At 70.4% G+C, this 13,700-nt stretch carries 13 protein-coding genes; 9 read left to right on the top strand and 4 right to left on the bottom strand.

The window, feature by feature from the left end; all coding sequences use genetic code 11:
• Window positions 1–590 precede the first annotated feature (590 nt).
• The 4 genes from ACS5RC_RS00830 to ACS5RC_RS00815 all read left to right on the top strand — a co-directional run bounded on the left by ACS5RC_RS00830 (window position 591) and on the right by ACS5RC_RS00815 (window position 3,973).
• The gene (locus ACS5RC_RS00830; RefSeq protein ID WP_478341928.1) at window positions 591–881 is read left to right on the top strand and encodes a DUF4164 family protein; all 291 of its coding nucleotides are present in this window, start codon (window positions 591–593) and stop codon (window positions 879–881) included.
• A 77-nt stretch (window positions 882–958) separates the two neighbouring features.
• Window positions 959–1,333 (top strand): cell division protein ZapA, encoded by a 375-nt coding sequence (locus ACS5RC_RS00825; protein WP_478341927.1) that lies wholly within the window; start codon window positions 959–961, stop codon window positions 1,331–1,333.
• An 83-nt stretch (window positions 1,334–1,416) separates the two neighbouring features.
• Window positions 1,417–2,631, top strand: a complete 1,215-nt coding sequence (locus tag ACS5RC_RS00820; protein ID WP_478341926.1) for an SMP-30/gluconolactonase/LRE family protein — start codon at window positions 1,417–1,419, stop codon at window positions 2,629–2,631.
• 130 nt (window positions 2,632–2,761) lie between these two features.
• Window positions 2,762–3,973: an oxalate decarboxylase family bicupin gene (locus ACS5RC_RS00815; protein WP_478341925.1), complete on the top strand. Its 1,212-nt coding sequence runs from the start codon at window positions 2,762–2,764 to the stop codon at window positions 3,971–3,973.
• Here the strand turns inward: ACS5RC_RS00815 and ACS5RC_RS00810 are convergent, their stop codons facing one another.
• Complete coding sequence (locus ACS5RC_RS00810) at window positions 3,974–4,192, bottom strand: DUF2093 domain-containing protein (RefSeq protein ID WP_478341924.1); 219 nt, start codon at window positions 4,190–4,192, stop codon at window positions 3,974–3,976. It abuts the gene before it with no gap.
• 83 nt (window positions 4,193–4,275) lie between these two features.
• Window positions 4,276–5,256: a bifunctional riboflavin kinase/FAD synthetase gene (locus ACS5RC_RS00805; protein WP_478341923.1), complete on the bottom strand. Its 981-nt coding sequence runs from the start codon at window positions 5,254–5,256 to the stop codon at window positions 4,276–4,278.
• A 209-nt stretch (window positions 5,257–5,465) separates the two neighbouring features.
• Between ACS5RC_RS00805 and ACS5RC_RS00800 the strand changes: the two genes are divergently transcribed.
• From ACS5RC_RS00800 to ACS5RC_RS00790, 3 genes are all read left to right on the top strand, one after another.
• Window positions 5,466–5,849, top strand: coding sequence for a response regulator (locus ACS5RC_RS00800; protein ID WP_287031636.1), 384 nt, complete (start codon window positions 5,466–5,468; stop codon window positions 5,847–5,849).
• A gap of 94 nt (window positions 5,850–5,943) precedes the next feature.
• On the top strand, window positions 5,944–6,480 hold the full coding sequence (locus ACS5RC_RS00795; RefSeq protein WP_478341922.1) for a protein phosphatase CheZ: 537 nt from the start codon (window positions 5,944–5,946) through the stop codon (window positions 6,478–6,480).
• A 70-nt stretch (window positions 6,481–6,550) separates the two neighbouring features.
• Complete coding sequence (locus tag ACS5RC_RS00790; protein ID WP_478341921.1) at window positions 6,551–7,330, top strand: creatininase family protein; 780 nt, start codon at window positions 6,551–6,553, stop codon at window positions 7,328–7,330.
• A gap of 165 nt (window positions 7,331–7,495) precedes the next feature.
• On the opposite strand, the gene tsf is transcribed toward ACS5RC_RS00790, so the two are convergent.
• Window positions 7,496–8,422, bottom strand: a complete 927-nt coding sequence (gene tsf / locus ACS5RC_RS00785; RefSeq protein ID WP_478342634.1) for a translation elongation factor Ts — start codon at window positions 8,420–8,422, stop codon at window positions 7,496–7,498.
• Window positions 8,423–8,636: 214 nt separating this feature from the next.
• Window positions 8,637–9,704 carry a 30S ribosomal protein S2 gene (locus tag ACS5RC_RS00780; RefSeq protein ID WP_478341920.1) on the bottom strand — a complete coding sequence of 356 codons (1,068 nt, stop codon included), beginning with the start codon at window positions 9,702–9,704 and terminating at the stop codon, window positions 8,637–8,639.
• A 364-nt stretch (window positions 9,705–10,068) separates the two neighbouring features.
• Here ACS5RC_RS00780 and ACS5RC_RS00775 point away from each other — a divergent pair, with 364 nt between their 5' ends.
• Together ACS5RC_RS00775 and ACS5RC_RS00770 are read left to right on the top strand one after the other, a co-directional pair.
• A complete protein-coding gene (locus ACS5RC_RS00775) occupies window positions 10,069–10,710 on the top strand; it encodes a hypothetical protein (protein WP_478341919.1) in 642 nt (213 codons plus the stop codon).
• A gap of 8 nt (window positions 10,711–10,718) precedes the next feature.
• Window positions 10,719–13,691 carry a hypothetical protein gene (locus ACS5RC_RS00770; RefSeq protein WP_478341918.1) on the top strand — a complete coding sequence of 991 codons (2,973 nt, stop codon included), beginning with the start codon at window positions 10,719–10,721 and terminating at the stop codon, window positions 13,689–13,691.
• Window positions 13,692–13,700 lie beyond the last annotated feature (9 nt).

Here is a 13,700-nt window from a genome sequence, read left to right as displayed (position 1 = left end):
CCTTCCTGATGAGGGGCGCCACGCAGCGGGCGTCCGGAACGAAAAGCGGCGGGACCGGCCGGGAGACAGGCAGGGCGCGGTCCAGCCGGGGACCGGACCGCTCTGTGCCGGTGCGGGCTGAACTGGCGATGAACCGGGGCCGACGCTGCGTGCCCCGGTCCCGGCCGCCCGCGCCGGACCGTCCGGTCCGCGGGCGTGGCGCGCGAGAACGGCGCGCGCAGGGGCCAAGGTGTTGTCACGGGTCGGTTTCCGGCTGCTCCCGCAGGCCCGGCGGGGCCGCGGCGGCTGTCTAACATGGGTCCCCCACCTGTCAAACGACAGGCCGTGACAATCGGGATCGATCGGCGTGTCGGTCGAACGCGAAGTCGAGCGCTGTGGGTCCGGCTGTAGACCCGATGGTCCGCGCGGTCCGCGAGCCTAATCCCCAAGATGAGGCTGGCGTTCGATCGAGCGGGCCTGCGGGGATTTCGCGGACGGCGCCGCGCGCCTGGCGATTTCGGCTGGCGTTCCGGTGCCGATTGGGGAACACCGGTGGCTTGCGCCGACGGGGCCGGGCCGCAGGCCCCCTTCCGCTGCGGATTTCCCCTCCCATGACGACGGTCGACGAAGCCCTGGTCCGCCTCGACGCCGCCCTGACCCGGCTGGAGGCACGGGTCGCGCGGCGCGTCGAGGCGGACGCCGCCCCGGACGACCGCGACACCGAACTCGCGCTCCTGGAGGCCGATCGGGCGCGGCTCGCCGCGGCCCTGGACGAGGCCGGCGCCCGGCTCGCCGCCGTCGAATCCACCGCGAGCGATGTCGGGCAGCGGCTCGACCGGGCGATCGCCGCGGTCGAGGACGTGCTGGCCCACGGCTCAGACGTCCCGTCGCCGGACTCCTGAGCGCGCGCCTCCCGCTCCCGCTTGACGCCGCCGCCCGCCGCGCGGCAGCCTGCCGCCCCTTCCGGTTCCCGAGGCCGATGCCCCAGATCCAGGTCACCATCGACGGCAAGAGCTACCGCATGGCCTGCGGCGAGGGCGAGGAGGCGCATCTGGCCGCGCTCGCCGCCGGGTTCGGCACGCGGATCGGCGAGATGCGCAAGGCCTTCGGCGAGATCGGCGACATGCGCCTCCACGTGATGGCGGCGCTGACCCTCTCGGACGAGCTGGCGGAAGCGCGCCGCCGCATGGCCGCCGCGGAGGCGGAAGCCGCCTCCCTGCGCGAGGCGGCGGGACGCGCCGCCGAGGCGCGCGCGGCCGAGGAGGCGGACCTCGTCCGGGGCCTCCTCGGCGCCGCCGCCCGGATCGACCGGATGGCGAGCGCGCTGGGCGCCGCGGAGCCGCGCGAGGGCTGACCGGACGGGGCGGCCCCGGCGCGATGAAGCTTGGCCGCCCTCCGCTGCGTTGAGAGGCCGACATTCCTCGACGCGAGCCTCCCATGACAATCCCGACGATCCGCGCCCGCCGCGCATCCCGTCCGATGGCCCTTCTGGCCGGCGGCCTTCTGACCACGACGATGCCGGCCGGCCCCGGCCAGGCCCAGGAGGCCGGACCGAAGCCGGGCGGAGCCGAGCTCACCCAGGTCGCGCGCTTCGAGCATCAGGTGACCGGCGTCACCGTGGCGAAGGATGGCCGCATCTTCGTGAATTTCCCGCGCTGGACCGAGGACAGCCCGGTCTCGGTGGCCGAGTTGAAGGACGGCAAGCCCGTGCCCTTCCCGGATTCGGAGTGGAACGCGTGGCGCAACGCCCGCAAGGACGCGGTCTCGGCCAAGGATCACTGGGTCTGCGTGCAGAGCGTGGTCGCCGGTCCGAACGGCAACCTCTGGGTGCTCGATCCGGCGGCGCCCGCCATGGCGCAGGTGGTGAAGGACGGGCCCAAGCTCGTGGAGATCGATCTCGCCACGAACAAGCCGGCCCGGACCATCGCCTTCGACGAGAGCGTGGCGCCCCAGGGCTCCTACCTCAACGACGTGCGCTTCTCCCCGGACGGCAAGACCGCCTACCTCACGGATTCGGGCGCGCGGGGCGCACTGGTGGTGGTCGATCTCGACAGCGGCCGGGCCCGGCGCGTCCTCGACGGCGATCCCTCGACGCAGCCCGACACGAGCGTGACGGTCACCTACGACGGCAAGCCCCTGCGCCGGCCCGACGGGCGCGGCGTCGAATTCGCGGCCGACGGCATCGCCCTCTCGCCGGACGGCAAGACGCTCTACTGGCAGGCGATCAAGGGCAAGACACTTTACAAGATCGGCACCGACGCGCTCACCGGCTGGCTCACCTCCGCGATCGTGCCGAGCACGCTCACGGACAAGAGCCTGTCGGGCAAGGTCGAGACGGTGGGCGAGAACGGCCCGGCCGACGGGCTGATCATCCGGCGCCACGACGGGCGGATGTACGTGACGGCGCCCGAGGAGAACGCCGTGAAGGTGCGCGATCTCGGGCAGGCCGGCGGAACGCCGACGATCGTGGTCCAAGACCCGCGCCTGCGCTGGCCCGACACCTTCGCGGAGGGGCCGGACGGCACGCTCTACGTCACCACCTCGCATATCCAGGACTCGGCCTTCTACAAGCCCGACGCACCGGCGGCCCTGCCGACGGAGCTGTGGAGCTTCAAGCCCGCCGCCGCTGAGGCGACCGGCTCGACGCGCTGACGCGCCTCACCGGATCCTGATCGGGCCGAGCCGGATCCGCGAGGCGGATGCCGGCTTGACCTGCGGAACCGCGACCCGGGCCCCCGATCCTCCACCCGTGGGGCTCGCCCCCTCCCGACAGGACACCACGATGACCGAGATCTCGCGCCGGAGCCTGATCGCCGCGGCGGGCGCGCTGGCGGCCGGCCCGGCAGGGGCCGCAGCCGAGGGCCGCGAGCCGATCCGGGGCGGCGCGGGCGCCGACATCCTGGGGCCGCGCAATTCCGCCCGGCAGGCGCAGGAGCCCTTCACCACGGCGCCGCCCGCGACCGACCACGGCACCATGCCGAACCTGAAATGGTCGTTCAGCGACAGCCACATGCGCCTCGAGGAGGGCGGCTGGGCCCGGCAGACCACGATCCGCGAGCTGCCCGTCTCCAAGGCGATGGCCGGCGTCAACATGCGGCTCAAGGCGGGCGTCGCCCGCGAGATGCATTGGCACAAGGAAGCCGAGTGGTCCTACATGCTGAAGGGCCGCGCCCGCATCACCGCCGTCGATGCGGGCGGCCGCACCTTCGTGGACGATGTCGGCGAGGGCGACCTCTGGTACTTCCCCTCCGGCATTCCCCACTCGATCCAGGGTCTGCAGAGCGACGTCGACGGTTGCGAGTTCCTGCTCGTCTTCGACGACGGCGGCTTCTCGGAGGATTCGACCTTCTTGGTCACCGACTGGCTGGCGCACACGCCCCGGGACATCCTGGCCAAGAACCTCGGCGTCTCCGAGGACGCGCTCGCCAAGCTGCCGACGAAGGAGCGCTACATCTTCCCGGCGCCGATGCCCGGCCCGATCGCCGCGGACCGGATGGGCGGGGCCGGCCCCGTGCCGGAGAGCTTCAGCTACCGCATGCTGGCCCAGGAGCCGGTGCGCACCCGCGGCGGCACCGTGCGGATCACCGATTCCACCGTGTTCCCGGCCTCCAAGACCATCGCGGCGGCCCTCGTCGAGGTCGAGCCGGGCGCGCTGCGCGAGTTGCACTGGCACCCGAACGGCGACGAGTGGCAGTACTACATCGACGGCAGCGCGCGGATGACGGTGTTCGGCTCGGAATCGAAGGCGCGCACTTTCGATTACCAGGCGGGCGACGTGGGCTACGTGCCCTTCGCCATGGGCCACTACATCGAGAATACCGGGACGACGACGCTGCGCTTCCTAGAGCTGTTCCGGGCGCCGAGCTACGCCGACGTCTCGCTCAACCAGTGGATGGCGCTGACGCCGCACCCGCTGGTGCAGGCCCATCTCGATCTCGGCGCGGAGGTGCTGGCCGGCTTGCCGACGCGCAAGACGCCGGTGCTGCCGGGCTGATCAGGGCCGGCCGGTCTGCCGCAGGCGCTCCATCACGGCCTCGGGCGAGGCGTAGGCCTCCTGCCGCGTGGCGCTCCAGTAGCGCAGGGCGTCGAGGAGGATCGCCTCCCCGGTCACCGCGCAGCGCACGTAGCTGCCGGGCTTGACCACCCGCATGGTGCCGTCGCCGTACTCGACGACCGCCTCGCCGCTCGCGCCCCGCTCGTACCGACCCAGCATGCCCGGTATCCCCGCCCGTTCTCCGCCCGCGTCCGAGCCGTCTTAGCACCGGCGCCGGGGGAAGCCCACTCGCCTCGCCCGGCTCAGCCGAGCATCGAGGCTGTGCCGTCCGCCGCGAGCGCCGCCCGCGCCTCGGCGGCGTCGATATCCATGCGGGCGATCAGAGCCTCGGCGCTGGCGAAGCGCTCCTCGCCGCGCAGGTAGGCCGCGAGTTCCACGGCGAGGCTCTGGCCGTAGAGATCCCCCGCGAAATCGAACAGGTTGACCTCGAGCAGCGGCGCGCCGTCGTCGAAGGTCGGCCGGCGTCCGTAGCTCGCCACGCCGTCGCGCAGCGACCCGTCCGGCAGGCGCGCCCGCACCGCGTAGATCCCGTGCGCGAGGTCGCAATCGGCGAGTGCGAGGTTGGCGGTGGGGTAGCCGAGGATCCGGCCGCGCTTGTCCCCGTGACGGACCTCGCCCAGCACGAACCAGCGGTAGCCGAGGAGCGCGTTGGCCCGCGCGAGATCGCCCGCGGCCAGAGCCCGGCGGATCGCGCTCGAGGAGATCGGTTCGTCCTCCCCCTCCAGCACCACCGGCGGCACGATGCGGCAGCCGAGCCCCATCTCGCGGCAGAGTTCGGCCAGCACCGGCGGCGTGCCCTCGCGGCGGCGCCCGAAATGGAAATCGTGGCCGACGACGACGCCCGCGAGCCCGAGTTCGGCCTTCAGCAGGTCGGCCACGAAGGCGCGGGCGCCGGTGGCCGCGAGGCTCGCATCGAAGCGGCGCAGGATCAGCCCGTCGAGCCCGAGGCGGGCGAAGACGATCTCCTTGGCCTCCGGACCGGTCAGGCGGAACATCGGCGCATCGGGGGCGAAGAACGCCCGCGGGTGCGGCTCGAAGGTGAGGACGACGGCGGGACGGCCAGCCGCCTCCCGCAGCACCGCCTCCACCAGCACCCGGTGCCCCCGATGCACGCCGTCGAAATTGCCGATCGCCGCGATCGCGCCGGCGAGGCCAGGCGGGACCGGCTCGTCCGGGCGGCAGATCGTGAAGGGCCGTGCGGCCGTCTCGTCGCCTGACGCCATCGGGTTCTGCGGGATTCGCTCGGAGGGTCCGGAAACGGGGCGGACCCTGTCGAAAAGCGGTCCTGGGGTCAAGCGATGCGGGTTAACCGCTTCGCAATCCGAACGCGTCTATTTTCCCTGGCACGAGGCGTCCAGAGATTGCGCTTCACCCCGATGAGACTTGCGGGAGCTTCGGCCGCTCCCCTCGGAACACTACGGAGTCCCCGTCCATGGCCCTCGACCTCAGCATGCCGATCCTCGTCGTCGACGATTACCAGACGATGGTCCGCATCATCCGCAACCTCCTGAAGCAGCTCGGCTTCGAGGAGGTCGACGACGCCTCCGACGGCACCGCCGCCCTGGCGCGTCTGAAGAACCGCAAGTACGGCCTCGTGATCTCCGACTGGAACATGGAGCCGATGACGGGCTACGAGCTGCTGCGCCACGTCCGCGCCGACGAGGCCCTGCGCACCACGCCGTTCATCATGGTCACGGCCGAGTCCAAGACCGAGAACGTCATCGCGGCCAAGAAGGCCGGCGTGAACAACTACATCGTCAAGCCCTTCAACGCCGCCACCTTGAAGTCGAAGATCGAGGCCGTCTGCGGCGCCTGAGCGCCGCCCGCCCCGATCCATCCGCCCGGTTCGGGCGCGCATGATCACGCCACGGCCACGCGACCGGTCGGGATCACGAGTTCGAGGACAGACGATGGGTTACGCAGCTAAATCGGCCCCGGGCAAAGCCCCGGGGCGCAATCCCCACTCGATGGTCAGCGAACTCATCGAGATCGCCGACTACATCAGTCACGTGCGCGGCGAGATCGCGGCCCTGCGGGCCAACGAGATCACGCGCGACCGCATCCCGATGGCGCATGAGGAGCTCGGGAACGTGCTTGCGGCGACGGCGGGCGCCACCAACTCCATCATGGAGGCGGCCGAGACGGTGCTCTCCCTGCCCGACGATGCCGGGTACCGCGACGCCGTCGAGGTCCAGATCAACACGATCTTCGAGGCCTGCGCCTTCCAGGACATCACCGGCCAGCGCATCTCCAAGGTGGTCGAGGCCCTGCGCCACCTCGAATTGCGGCTGGCCCGCTTCGCCAGCGCGGTCCGGGCCCGCGACGAGGCCGGCGTCGACGCCGCCGAGGCCGAGCGCCGGGCGCGGGCCGAGCGCCTCCTGCTCAACGGTCCCCAGAAGGACGGCCCGGAGACCGACCAGGATTCGATCGACGCCCTCTTCGCCTGAGGCCTCGCCGCCGCCGACGTGGTAGGCTCCCCCGGCCGCCGAGCCGCGGCGGGGAGCCTGACCTGAGACGATGCCGCTGCGCGCCTGGGCCGACCTGACGACCGCCGAGATCGGCGCCCGCGACATGGGCCGGACGATCGCGATCTTGCCGGTGGCGGCCACCGAGCAGCACGGCCCGCACCTGCCGCTCGCCACCGACACGATCATCGCCGAGGGCTATCTCGGCCGGCTCGGGCCCCTCGTGCCGCCCGAGATCGACGCCCTCGTCCTGCCGGTCCAGACCATCGGCAAGTCGGACGAGCACGACGCCTTCCCGGGCACCCTCACGCTCACCGCCGAGACGGCGTTGCGCGCCTGGACCGAGATCGGTGCGGGGATCCATCGGGCCGGGTGCCGCAAGATCGTGCTCGTCACCTCGCACGGCGGCAACAGCGCCCTGATCGACCTCGTCGCGGGCGCCCTGCGCGATCGCGGATTGGTGGCGGTGACGACCGCCTGGGCCCGGTTCGGATACCCCGACGGCGTGTTTCCCGAGGACGAGGTCCGGCACGGCATTCACGCGGGCGGCATCGAGACCGCCCTGATGCTGGCCTTGCGCCCGGACCTCGTGCGGACCGACCGGATCGCCGATTTCCCGTCGCGGACCCTGCGGATGCGCGGGGATTTCACCCATCTGAGCGCCGGCCGGCCCGCCGCCTTCGCCTGGAAGGCGGGCGACCTCAACCCGGCGGGCGCCATCGGCGATGCCCGTCTCGGCACCGCTGCGGCGGGCATCGCCGCGCTGGAGCACGGCGCCCGGGCCTTCGCGGCGCTGCTCCGCGACATCGACCGGTTCCGGCTCGAGGGCTGACAGGCCATTCGGTCGATCGGGGCGGGAGCCGCGGCCGTCGATCCCATCGGTCCGACGGGATCAGGGGGACCCGGTGTGACGCGGGCGCGGGCCGGGACCCTGAACGCAGGAAGCCCCGGCCTCGCGGCCGGGGCTTCCCCATCTTTCATCGCCGCGGGCGCCGGATCAGGCGCGGCCGGCCTGCTGGGCGACCTCGGTGGCGAAGTCCGGGCCCTCTTCCTTCTCGATGCCCTCGCCGAGCGCGTAGCGCACGAAGGCGGTGAGGGCGACGGGGGCGCCGACCTTGCCGGCGGCCTCCTTCAGCACCTGGCTGACCGTCTTCGAGCCGTCGTGCACGAAGGGCTGCTCCAGGAGGGTGACCTCCTTGTAGTAGGTCTTCAGCCCGCTCTCGACGATCTTCTGCAGGACATGGTCCGGCTTGCCGGCGTTCTTCTCGCGCAGGATGTTCGACTCGCGCTCCAGCGTCGCGGCATCGACGCCCGAGGCGTCCAGGGCCACCGGATTGGTCGCGGCGACGTGCATGGCGATCTGGCGGCCGAGGGTCGAGAGCGCATCGACATCGCCCTCGGATTCGAGCGCGACGAGCACGCCGATCTTGCCGAGGCCCTCGGTGATCTGGTTGTGCACGTAGCTCGCGATCACGCCCTTGGTCACGTCGAGCTTGGCGACGCGGCGCAGCGTCATGTTCTCGCCGATGGTGGCGATGAGGCTCTGCAGCTTGTCGGCGACCGTCTCGGCATCACCCGGGAAATGGGCGGCCTGGAGACCCTCCAGCGTGCCGTCGGTGTCGAGGGCGGTCTTGGCGGCCTCGCGCACGAAGGCCTGGAAGGCGTCGTTGCGGGCGACGAAGTCCGTCTCGGAATTCACCTCGACGATGGCGGCGTGGTGGCCCGACGATTCGACGGCGACGAGACCCTCGGCGGCGACGCGGCCGGCCTTCTTCGCGGCCTTGGCGAGGCCCTTCTTGCGCAGCCAGTCCACGGCGGCCTCAAGGTCGCCCTGCGTCTCGTTGAGGGCGCCCTTGCAATCCATCATGCCCGCGCCGGTCTTCTCGCGGAGTTCCTTCACCATCGCGGCGGTGATGTTGGCCATGGCCGGTCCTTTCGTCATCGAAGGCAGTCCGGCGCGCAGTCGGTGGGGATTCGCGCGACGGGAATGCGACAGCGGAAAATCGGTTGGCCCCGCGCAGCCGCGCCGCGTCCGGGACCGATCGAGATAAGAGGGCCCGGCGCTCTGGGAGCGCCGGGCCCGCGATCGTTCAGGATCCGCGCCGTCCGAACGGGACGGCGCGAGACGCCGGAAGCGGTCAGGCGGCGGCGGCCGCCTCGACGAAGCCGCGGGCCTGATCGACCCAGCCGTCGCGGGCGATGCGGCCGTTGAGCTTCAGGTCGCCATCGACCTTGGCGACGTCGTCGGCGCCCATCGCGGCGATCTGCCAGTAATGGTAGATGCCCGCGTCGTTGAGCTTCTGCACGATCTGCGGGCCGGCGCCGTTGAGCTTGGTCAGGTCGTCGGGCGCGCCGCGCGGGGCGGCGAGCAGCTCGAAATGCTCGGTCGATTCGGCGAGCATCGCCACGTCGGCCGGATCGAGGGCGCCCGACTCGACGGAGACCGCCGCATCGTCGTTGGCCGGCAGCTCCTCGGCCGCCGGCTCCTCGGAGGCGCCGAGATCGACGCCCGACGAGCCCTGGGCCCGGGAGATGCCGTCGATCGCCGCGCGGGCGACGAGGTCGCAGTAGAGCGAGATGGCGCGGCCCGCGTCATCGTTGGCCGGCACGATGTGGGTGATGCCGTCCGGGTTGCAATTGGTGTCGACGATGGCGGCGACCGGGATCCCGAGGCGGTTGGCCTCCTTGATCGCGAGCTGCTCCTTGTTGGTGTCGATCACGAACAGCAGGTCGGGCACGCCGCCCATGTCCTTGATGCCGCCGAGCGCCTTCTCGAGCTTGTCCTTCTCGCGGGACAGCATCAGGCGCTCCTTCTTGGTGAGGCCGGGGCCGCCGGTCTCGAGCGTCTCGGTGACCTTGCGCAGGCGCGAGATCGAGCCCGAGATGGTCTTCCAGTTGGTCAGCATGCCGCCGAGCCAGCGGGAGTTGACGTAGTACTGGGCCGAGCGCTTGGCGGCCTCCGCGATGGTGTCGGCGGCTTGGCGCTTGGTGCCCACGAACAGCACGCGACCGCCCTTGGCGACGGTGTCGCTCACGGCCTGGAGCGCCTGGTGCATCGCCGGCACGGTCTGGGCGAGGTCGATGATGTGGATGTTGTTGCGGGTGCCGAAGATGTAGGGCTGCATCTTCGGGTTCCAGCGGTGGGACTGGTGACCGAAATGGGCGCCCGCCTCGAGGAGCTGACGCATAGAGAAATCGACGGCCATGACTTGTGTGCTCTCCGGTTGATACCGCCGCGGAGGAGCGACCGGCCCGTAAAGGCCAGCCACCGGAAACGCCTCATTCAGGCATGAGGCCGGCTCCGCGTGTGGGATGGCGGGCGCCATAGCAGAGCGGCGCCGGCGAGGCAAGCCGATGCGGCGCCGCCGCGGTCGCCGGCGGGATCCACAGGCCGCCCCCCCGGGACGACGGATCGGTCTTGCACGGCGAAAGACTTTGGCGTTAATCTCAAGTTAACAGTCTCGGCCAGATTCGGCCCGCGAAGCCTGACTTGCCGCGTGGTCGCCCAGTCGAGACGGTTGGCGAAGACAGACATAACCCGTCGCGCGCCGCATTCGGGAGGGGGCTTCCATGCGCATCGTGTCCGCGTGCCTTCTGGCATGCCTGCTCTCGGCCTGCGACTCGCCGAGCGCGAAGGTCACCCAGCTCCAGTTCGGCGGCGCGACGACGCTCGCGACGACGGGCAACCTGCGCCTCGTCACGGAGCGCTTGCGCCCCGGAGCGGACGGCTCGCTCCTGCCCATCGTCTGCACGGAGCCGAGCCCCGACTACGCCATCGCCTTCGGGCAGAAGAACAGCGGGACCGTGAAGGTCACGCTGCCTCAGGGCTCGGGCGAGGGGGGTTTCACCGCCGACAGGACCGAAGCCGTCACGCCGCTGGAAGGCCGCAGTGAGGGCGTGCTCGCCCTGCGCGACGGGCTCTACGCCGCCTGCCAAGCCTACGCCAACGGCGTCATCGGCCACGACGCCTACGCGATGATCCTGAGCCAGTACGGCACGCTGCTGGTGGCGCTGGTCGGCGGGAAGGAGGCGTCCGCGGCGACCGCGGCAGCCGATCCCGGCAAGCGCGCCGCCCTGTCGACCATGCTCGTCGCCTGTATCAGCCAGCACGACCATACGCGGATTCCGCAGGGTGGGAATGCCCTGCTGAGCCAACCCTTCTGCCGCCGGGTGCTGGCCGAGAGCCTGCGCTTCGCGCTGCGGCGCGGCTGAGAGAGGCGATGATGAGCGAAGTCCCCCCATCGCCGCGCACGTCGGAAACGATCGTCGATTGGACGACGGCTTGTGCAGAAGAACGGGCGGTCCTCTCCCTCGCACCGGACGAGCAGCCCACGGCGCTCTGCCTCTCGGGCGGCGGTGTCCGCAGCGCAGCGCTCTGCCTCGGGGTCATTCGCGCGCTGGCGGATCAGCGTCACTCGCTTCTCGGCCAGTTCCATTATCTCTCCACCGTCTCGGGAGGCGGCTACACCGGAGCTTGGCTGACCCGCGTCATCGCAGATCAGACCCCCGGGTCCGACGGTCGCTCGATCGCTGACGTCGAGAAGGTCGTAGGGGCGCGTGCCTCGCAGGGCGAGGCGGAGCCGCTGCGGCGCCTGCGCGGCTACGCTAATTTCCTCACCCCGCAGGCCGGCCTGCTGTCGCTGGACACGGTCGCGGGCCTTCTGCTCTGGGCGCGCAACACGCTGGTCAACTGGTTCATCTTCCTTCCGGTCTTCGGCGCGATCGCCGCGGCACCGCTGCTCCATTTCGCGGGCATCGCCGCCCTTCTCGAAGCGCCACCGCCGTGGCCTGTCGAGGCCGCGATCGTTATCGCGGCGTGTCTCTGCCTCCTAGTCGGCGTCTACGCCGTGATCATCAACCTACCGACCCATACACATCAGGACGGCGAGGATGCGGGCAAGCCGGCGGCCTGCTCAGGGAAGACCTCGCAGCAACTCTGCGCCGTCACGGTGCTGCCGGTCCTGGCGTGGTGCGTGCTCGTACCGGCAGCGGCCGTGAAGTACACCGTATCGCCGGCCCAGATCCGACATGCCCACGCCGTCTTTTACCCGGCAGCGCTGTCGCCCTGTCACCCCGCGGCCACGCCGACCTGTCCGGTCACGGCGTCCTGCATCGCACCGTGCTGCGCGGCTCCAGAGCCGCCCGTCACCGCGCGCTGCGTCCAGCCTCCGCGCCCTGGATATCCGAGCGCCTTCGACACGCGCCTCCTGCTCCTGCCAACCCTCAGCTTCGCGGTCTGCCTGCTCGCCTACGGTCTGGCTTGGCGAAACATCGGGCAGCGCCTGCAGGCGTCCGATGCCCGGAAAGATCATCTCATCATCTTCCGCGCAGGGCTCTACCCGTGGCTCACGAGCGCCCTCGTCTCAAGCCTCCTGCTGTGGTGGGGGCTCTGCCTCGCACGCGATGCCGGCTTGTACTGGGTCGCGATCGCCGGTCCGCTCTGGGTCGCCCTCGCAGAGTCCCTGCGAACGACGGTCTACGTCGCATTGCGGCACAAGAGCCTGCGCGGCGACCTCGATCGCGAATGGTTGGCGCGGTTGAACGGGATCAAGCTCGTCGTCGTGCTGGCCGGCGCAGCCGGCGGTGCTGTCATCGTGGTCGGCGGCTCGATCCTGGCAACTCTGGGCCCGGGCGCCCTCAAGGCGGCCGCCGGCGGCGGCCTCGCCTCGGGGGGGCTCGTGGCCTGGATAGGACGGAGCGCGCGGACGGCTTTTGCCGCGCGCGACACGGCCTCCAAACTCACGGACGGCGCCCTCGCGATCCTGACCAATGTCGGCATCGTCGCGTTCGCCGCAGCCCTGTTCGCGCTGATCGGCCAGGGTGTCGCGCAGGGCATCGGCTGGATCACGGCCACCCTGATCGGATCCGGTCTCTGGCGCGTCTTCGCCGTCTGCCTCCTTTCTGCGGCCGGGCTCGTCGCCCTGGCGCTCACGCTCGGGGCGCTGATCAACCTCAACCGGTTCTCGATGCATGCCGTCTACCGGAACCGGTTGATGCGCGCGTTTCTCGGCTCCGCCCGCAATCCCTCAAGCCGCAGGCCGGATTGCTTCACGGGCTTCGATCCGCAGGACAACATCCGAATGGCCGACGCCTTCACCGACCGGTCGCCGGCACGTCTCTTCCCGGTCATCAACACCGCGCTGAACCGAACGAGCGGCATCGGCACCGCCAGCGCCGAACGCAAGGCGGATTCTTTCACCATCACGCCCCTGCGCTGCGGCTCGGCCTCGCTCGGCCGGGTGCCGCTGTCCGGCAGCCGGCCTCCGGGCGCCTACGCCCTGACCAGCGCCTACGCCGGCAGCGAGCGGGAGACAGGCCGGGAGGACAAGCGAAAGGGCATCAGCCTGGGGACAGCCGTCGCGATCTCCGGCGCTGCTGCGAGCCCGAACATGGGCTACCACTCCTCACCACTGACAGCCTTCGTGATGACGCTTCTCAACGTCCGCCTCGGTGCGTGGCTTCCCAATCCCGGCATGGACTTCGTTCAGACGGTGAAGCGTCCGAAGGACTGGCGTGGGTGGCTCTCGGCGCAGCTGTCATCCGTCGTCGGAAAATCCCAGATGACGGCGAAGGAGTTGCGCCGTTCGGGACCGCGCAACGCCGTCCGCGCTCTCCTATCGGATCTCACGGGCCGTTCCGACGACCGGCAGGATTACATCTACCTCTCGGATGGCGGGCATTTCGACAATCTGGGCCTGTACGAGATGCTGCGTCGCGACTGCGGACTCATGCTCGTCGTGGATGCCGGCCAAGACCAGACCTACGCCTATGACGATCTCGCCCGAGCCCTGAACTACGCGCGCATCGATTGCGGCGCGGAAGTGACGTTCCTGCAGCCGATCCGCGTCGGCGACAGAATGCTCAATGTGCAGGGTGCGTTCGCAACCGTCACCTACAGATCCAAGAAGACCGGACGGATCGCCTACCTGAAATCATGGCTTCCGGACGCCGCACCGGTCGAGTTGCTGGCCATGCGAGCCAGACGAAAAAATTTTCCCCATGAGCCAACCCTCAATCAGTTCTTCACGGAGAGCGATTTCGAAGCTTATCGGAGGCTGGGCGACTATCTGATGGACGCGGTGATTACCGCGAAATCCAAAGCTGACGATAAAACAATCGATCCAATTCAGGGCAACACCCCGCTCCACGAGCTATTCAACCGTCTCGAAGGTATCGCTCGCCGCGAAACTTGAGCCCTCGGC

It is taken from the genome of Methylobacterium sp. HJ2, assembly GCF_056431005.1.
This window is presented reverse-complemented; position numbering and strand designations above follow the sequence as displayed.

Excerpts from the sequence above, each read along its gene's own strand:
- ACS5RC_RS00775 (WP_478341919.1), top strand. The coding sequence starts at position 10,069 with ATGCGCATCGTGTCCGCGTGCCTTCTGGCATGCCTGCTCTCGGCCTGC.
- ACS5RC_RS00790 (WP_478341921.1), top strand. The coding sequence starts at position 6,551 with ATGCCGCTGCGCGCCTGGGCCGACCTGACGACCGCCGAGATCGGCGCC.
- ACS5RC_RS00770 (WP_478341918.1), top strand. The coding sequence starts at position 10,719 with ATGATGAGCGAAGTCCCCCCATCGCCGCGCACGTCGGAAACGATCGTC.
- ACS5RC_RS00805 (WP_478341923.1), bottom strand. The coding sequence starts at position 5,256 with ATGGCGTCAGGCGACGAGACGGCCGCACGGCCCTTCACGATCTGCCGC.
- ACS5RC_RS00780 (WP_478341920.1), bottom strand. The coding sequence starts at position 9,704 with ATGGCCGTCGATTTCTCTATGCGTCAGCTCCTCGAGGCGGGCGCCCAT.
- ACS5RC_RS00815 (WP_478341925.1), top strand. The coding sequence starts at position 2,762 with ATGACCGAGATCTCGCGCCGGAGCCTGATCGCCGCGGCGGGCGCGCTG.
- ACS5RC_RS00820 (WP_478341926.1), top strand. The coding sequence starts at position 1,417 with ATGACAATCCCGACGATCCGCGCCCGCCGCGCATCCCGTCCGATGGCC.
- ACS5RC_RS00795 (WP_478341922.1), top strand. The coding sequence starts at position 5,944 with ATGGGTTACGCAGCTAAATCGGCCCCGGGCAAAGCCCCGGGGCGCAAT.
- ACS5RC_RS00800 (WP_287031636.1), top strand. The coding sequence starts at position 5,466 with ATGGCCCTCGACCTCAGCATGCCGATCCTCGTCGTCGACGATTACCAG.
- ACS5RC_RS00830 (WP_478341928.1), top strand. The coding sequence starts at position 591 with ATGACGACGGTCGACGAAGCCCTGGTCCGCCTCGACGCCGCCCTGACC.
- ACS5RC_RS00825 (WP_478341927.1), top strand. The coding sequence starts at position 959 with ATGCCCCAGATCCAGGTCACCATCGACGGCAAGAGCTACCGCATGGCC.
- tsf (WP_478342634.1), bottom strand. The coding sequence starts at position 8,422 with ATGGCCAACATCACCGCCGCGATGGTGAAGGAACTCCGCGAGAAGACC.
- ACS5RC_RS00810 (WP_478341924.1), bottom strand. The coding sequence starts at position 4,192 with ATGCTGGGTCGGTACGAGCGGGGCGCGAGCGGCGAGGCGGTCGTCGAG.